Here is a 5,144-nt window from a genome sequence, read left to right on the forward strand (position 1 = left end):
CGTTATTCAACTCCGAGCGCTCTGCGATGAGACGTGCTACCTCCTCTTTACGATCCAGCAGTTTTTTCGAATAGCCGTAGATGCTCTCAAACTCACGCAACTGTTCATCCGTAGCACCGCCTGTCATCTCTTTGCGGTAGCGGGCGATAAAAGGGATGGTGGAACCCTCTTCGAGGAGTTTTAGAATATTGGTAACGGTTTTGGCGGTGAGTCCCGTCTTTTGGGAAAGTAGATCATTTAGGCTATTCATCGGTTTCCTGCATTTTTGGCGGCAAGTTCACGCGCTTTGTCTTTTTTGCTCTTCCCTTTTCCCTTGATTGGATCGGGGCCTTTGACTTTGGGCGGTGGAGTTCCTGCGAGTTCAAACCCCTCGATCTGCTCACGCGGTAGCTTAATAGAGGAGCGTTTTTCGATCAATTTAAAATGATCCCGTTCAGCGAATCCGATAAACGAAATCGCCAGACCCGATTTCCCCGCACGACCCGTCCGTCCGATACGGTGGATATAATCAGCCGGAGAGCGGGGAAGATCGAAATTGATAACGCAGGTTATGTCGTCAATGTCGAGTCCCCGTGCGGCGATATCGGTAGCAAAGAGGATACGGATTTTTTTCGCTTTGAACTGCTCCAATACATACCTACGATCCTCTTGGAGGAGATCGCCGTTAAACGAGTCGGCCGAAAATCCGTATTTGCGAAATTTCGCGGCGATATTATCCGAGGCTCGTTTATTCGCCATAAAGACCAACACCTGCTCCCATTTTTCACTCTCAAGAAGATGTCTCAACAAAGGACCCCGATTTTCGGGATTCACTTCGATAACCCGCTGTTGGATACTCTGTACGGTCGGCATCTCTGATTCTATAGAGATATGGATCGGGTTTTGGGTGATGCGAGAGGCGATCATCTCCATCTTTGGCGGATAGGTCGCGGAAAAGAGCAGGTTTTGACGCTGTGAGGGGATAGCTTCTAAAATCAGTTCCAGCTCTTCAGCGAATCCGAGGTCGAGCATTTTGTCGGCCTCATCAAGGACAAAAAATTCCAAATGCGACAAATTCATCTGCTTTTTTTTCAAAACGTCGAGAAATCGCCCCGATGTTGCGACAAGAATGTCGCACCCTTGTTGTATTGCGTAGAGCTGATCACCGATACTCTCACCTCCGATGACACTCACCACTTTCGGTTTTATCGGAAGATATTTTCCCATACTCTCAAACGTCTGAGCCACTTGTAGCGTCAATTCCCGCGTCGGAGTGAGAATAAGGGCTTTGATCTTCCCTTTCCCCTCGCCGCGCGTTGCCGACCAAAGCTGTAAAATCGGCAAGACAAAACTGGCACTTTTGCCGCTTCCCGTTTGCGCACGGGCAAGTACGTCTTTGTGCTCTAAGACAAGAGGGATCACTTTTTCCTGAATAGCGGTTGGCTCAGTGTAGCCCTCTTCGCTCACCGCACGGTGAAGCAAAGGTGAAAGTCCGAGTTGTGAAAATGGCATAGAAGTTCCTCGTAAATAGTATGGGAAGTATAAGTTTATTTAGGTGTCAAGCGGATTAAATACGATTTGATCTCCCTCGTATAAGAACATAAAATGCATCTTACTTTCCAAAGCTCCACAAGGGATCACGATGGACACCATAATAGAGACGATCAAAAAAGAGTTGCGGAATCAGACCACGATCCCCTACTTCGGGTTAGGGGTGTTTGAGGGAATACTAACCAAAGAGGGAGAAGCTGTCCCGCATGATAGCGATTCGCTTATTTTGGCGATGAACGGGGGACGTGCGATGTCACCGCGCCTTATGTTCGAATACTCCCGTGCCGCGATGCATCTCGAACAGCGTCGCGGGGTTGAGTATATGACACAGCTTATGACCCATATCTATACAAAACCATTCGAACCCACCCCGCTGCACAAAGCGATAGCCGATATGTCCCCGCGCTACATTGTCGATACGAACCGTGACACCAAATTTCAAGAACTCTTAGCCTACACTCCGCACTGTCTTATCATCGGTAAATCACGGATCATGGGTCATTTGAACCGTTATGAAGTGTACGAATACGATGTTGAAAACCAAAAATATTTTTTAGTCGATGACGAAGTGCTCGAAACGGCTGAGAAAATCCTCTTTAAACCGATGGGCTCACCCCTTCCCAATCCAACCTTCGTCATCTCTGACGCCGATTACGTCGATTGGCTCACCGAAGCGATGGGGGGATTTGCCGTTCCGAAGATCCTCAAAACTTACCGCAAAGCGAAAAAATACCTCTTTTTGGGAACGTCGTTCGACCGTGATACCGACCGTATGGTGGCCAACGAACTGAGTCTGGATTTAGAGGGGGGCTATGTCATCACCGACAAAGAGCTGGGTAAAAAAGAGAAAAAGTTCATCGAAAAACACCATATTGAAGTGATCCCTATGTCGCTTCCTGAATTCATCAAAGCATTTGTATAAGGAGCCTCGTATGCCGTTTATTCCAACCGTCAAAGATGTTTCACCGCGTGGAGAGCGTTATTTTGACCTCTTTTCCAAACTCCTCGGAGATCGTGTTATCGTGATCACCGAAGCGATAGATGATCATATGATGGGGGTTATCGTCTCCCAACTGCTCTATCTGGAGGCCATGGACCCTGATGAACCGATCCATATGTATATCAGTTCACCCGGCGGTTCGGTGATGGCGGGATTAGCCATATTAGATACTATGAATCTCATCAACGCCCCTGTTCATACCTACGCTATGGGGCTTGTCGCGTCGATGGCGGCGGTACTCTTTACCTGCGGCGAAAAAGGGCATCGCTATATGCTCCCAAATGCTGAAGTGATGATCCATCAGCCTCTCGGAGGCTATTCAGGTCAGGCGAGCGACATTGAGATCCATACCAAACATATCCTGAACCTCAAACGCCGCCTCTACGTGATCCTTGCCGAGGCAACGGGTAAAAGTACCAAAGTGATTGAAAAAGAGTCCGACCGCGACAATTATATGGAAGTCTCGCAGGCAATCGAATTTGGTCTAGCCGATGAAATCCTCACAAAATTCACCTCTAAGGATGTCTGATGAGTACTGAAAAATCGTGTTCATTTTGCGGGAGAAAGCAAAGCGAAGTGAAAAAAATGTTCTCTTCCGAGACGACCCATATCTGTAACGAGTGTGTCACCACCTGCTCGGCAATACTCCAAAAAGAGGTACGTTACGAGCAGCGCTCCGCGATGCAGCAGCAGCTTCCGACTCCTGAGAAAATCGTCGAGTTTTTGGACAAATACATCATCGGTCAATATGACGCGAAAAAAGTGCTCGCCGTCGCCCTCTATAACCACTACAAACGGATCGAAAACCCGATCTACAATAATGTCGAACTTGAAAAATCGAACATTATGCTCGTAGGACCGACGGGAAGCGGTAAAACTTTACTCGCCAAATCGCTCTCTAAAATCATGCAAGTCCCCTTTGCCGTTGCCGATGCCACCGCACTTACCGAAGCGGGTTATGTCGGTGAAGACGTCGAGAGCATCCTCAGCCGCCTCCTCGCCGCCGCGAACTACGACATCGAACTCGCACAACGGGGAATCATCTACATCGATGAAGTGGACAAAATCGCCCGCAAAGGGGAAAGCTCCACGATGGGTCGCGATGTCTCAGGCGAGGGGGTACAGCAAGGGTTGCTCAAAATCCTAGAGGGTGCCGAAGTGTACGTTCCCGTAAAAGGGAGCCGTAAAAACTCTACCACCGAAACGGTATTGTTTAACACCTCTCACGTCCTCTTCGTCTGCGGAGGAGCCTTTGTCGGTCTCGTCCCCGATACCCATACAAAAAAAACGAACAAAGTGGGATTCAGCAAAAGTGCCGCCGCCGATGCCAAGCCGAAGAAAATCGATGCCAAAGCGCTTGTCCATTACGGGATGATCCCCGAATTTATCGGACGTATCCCCGTCGTGGCACAGTTGGGGGAACTCACCAAAGATCAAATGATCCAAATTCTCCAAGAGCCGGACAACGCCCTTATCAAACAGTTCCAAGCATTGTTCGACATGGACGGTATCGAGTTGAATTTTGAAGATAAAGCCCTCGAAGCGGTCGCGCAAAAGGCTATCGATCGCGGTGTCGGTGCACGTGGGTTACGTGGGATTATTGAGGAGGCAATGCTTCCGTTGCAGTTTAGCTGTCCGTCGAAGAAGAATCTCCAAAGCGTCACCATCACCGAAGCGGTCATCGACAATCCGGATAATGAGCCTATCTACGTTTACAAAGAAGAGCACGCTGAGGCGTGAGGCTTCTTGTTCTCTTTTCATAATTAAAGTTCTGAAAAATCCGAGTGATCCAAAAGCTCTATTTTTGCTTTTAAAATCGGTAGTTCTTGTGTCGTCAAATCCCACACGATTCTCGGATCGACTCCGAAATATTCATGAACGATGAAATTGCGAAAATCTTTTACCAATCGCCACTCATAATCGGGAAAACGCTTTTCTAACAGATCGATAATCGCGTTGATCGCTTCACCGATCACAATATATTCCCGTAATGTCGCACTGTAGGTTTTTCGATCATTCAAAAATCCCTCGAAATCAAGCCCTCTCACATAACTCTCTATCGCTTCAATCGATTCGATCATATCGCTGACATAGAGATAATAATCGCGTTTAGACATAAATGATCTCTTTGCTCACGAACTCTTTAGCAATCGGCTTCAAAGTGCTTTCGATCCCAAGGTCGATTTTAGGGTAGAGATTGGTTTCTAAATAGTGTTTCAATCCGAAAAAACTTCTAAATTTGTTAGGGGCATCGATCTCGACGGCAATATCCACATCGCTCTCTTCGTTGGCTTCGTCTCGTGCGTAACTCCCGAATAATCCGATTTGAGTGACACCGAAACGCTCGTGTAATGTCTCTTTATGATCTGAAAGAAAATCGAGAATATTCAATTTTGAGATCATAGTCCATCCTCTAGCAAGATTTAAAATTATAGCCCGATTTTGCGTAGTAGCATCAAGCGTTATTTTTATGTATTATAGCACTATCGTTATAAAGCCTTTTTTGATACGGCTTCCCCCCTCTCGAACAAATCTTGCATTCTCTCTTCATACTATCCGACATATGAGGACAAACAATGAAACGAGTCTATTTAGATAACAACGCCACCACCAA

The 5,144-nt window shown here is 47.2% G+C and carries 7 protein-coding genes; 3 read left to right on the forward strand and 4 right to left on the reverse strand.

Translation table 11 applies throughout. The features are described from left to right. Together A2517_RS08370 and A2517_RS08375 are read right to left on the reverse strand one after the other, a co-directional pair. A partial coding sequence (locus A2517_RS08370; RefSeq protein ID WP_294896016.1) for a Tex-like N-terminal domain-containing protein occupies positions 1 to 250 on the reverse strand: 250 nt, incomplete at its 3' end. Then, positions 247 to 1,491 carry a DEAD/DEAH box helicase gene (locus A2517_RS08375; protein WP_294896018.1) on the reverse strand — a complete coding sequence of 415 codons (1,245 nt, stop codon included), beginning with the start codon at positions 1,489 to 1,491 and terminating at the stop codon, positions 247 to 249. The genes A2517_RS08375 and A2517_RS08370, both read right to left, overlap by 4 nt. Before the next feature lie 130 nt (positions 1,492 to 1,621). Between A2517_RS08375 and A2517_RS08380 the strand changes: the two genes are divergently transcribed. Genes A2517_RS08380 through clpX form a run of 3 tightly spaced genes read left to right on the forward strand, consistent with a single transcriptional unit; the run spans position 1,622 to position 4,270 of the window. Further along, a complete protein-coding gene (locus A2517_RS08380) occupies positions 1,622 to 2,452 on the forward strand; it encodes an SIR2 family protein (protein WP_294896020.1) in 831 nt (276 codons plus the stop codon). Between the two features lie 10 nt (positions 2,453 to 2,462). Further along, positions 2,463 to 3,059 (forward strand): ATP-dependent Clp protease proteolytic subunit, encoded by a 597-nt coding sequence (locus A2517_RS08385; protein ID WP_294896022.1) that lies wholly within the window; start codon positions 2,463 to 2,465, stop codon positions 3,057 to 3,059. Beyond that, positions 3,059 to 4,270 (forward strand): ATP-dependent Clp protease ATP-binding subunit ClpX, encoded by a 1,212-nt coding sequence (gene clpX, locus A2517_RS08390; protein ID WP_294896024.1) that lies wholly within the window; start codon positions 3,059 to 3,061, stop codon positions 4,268 to 4,270. The genes A2517_RS08385 and clpX overlap by 1 nt, the downstream gene beginning before the upstream one ends. A gap of 23 nt (positions 4,271 to 4,293) precedes the next feature. Here clpX and A2517_RS08395 read toward each other — a convergent pair whose 3' ends face one another. After that, entirely contained in the window at positions 4,294 to 4,647 is a 354-nt protein-coding gene (locus A2517_RS08395) for a DUF86 domain-containing protein (protein ID WP_294896026.1), read from the reverse strand. After that, on the reverse strand, positions 4,640 to 4,933 hold the full coding sequence (locus A2517_RS08400; protein WP_294896028.1) for a nucleotidyltransferase family protein: 294 nt from the start codon (positions 4,931 to 4,933) through the stop codon (positions 4,640 to 4,642). The genes A2517_RS08395 and A2517_RS08400 overlap by 8 nt, the downstream gene beginning before the upstream one ends. Between the last annotated feature and the right edge of the window lie 211 nt (positions 4,934 to 5,144).

Source organism: Sulfuricurvum sp. RIFOXYD12_FULL_44_77, assembly GCF_001830725.1.
Classification (GTDB): Bacteria; Campylobacterota; Campylobacteria; order Campylobacterales; family Sulfurimonadaceae; genus Sulfuricurvum; species Sulfuricurvum kujiense_A.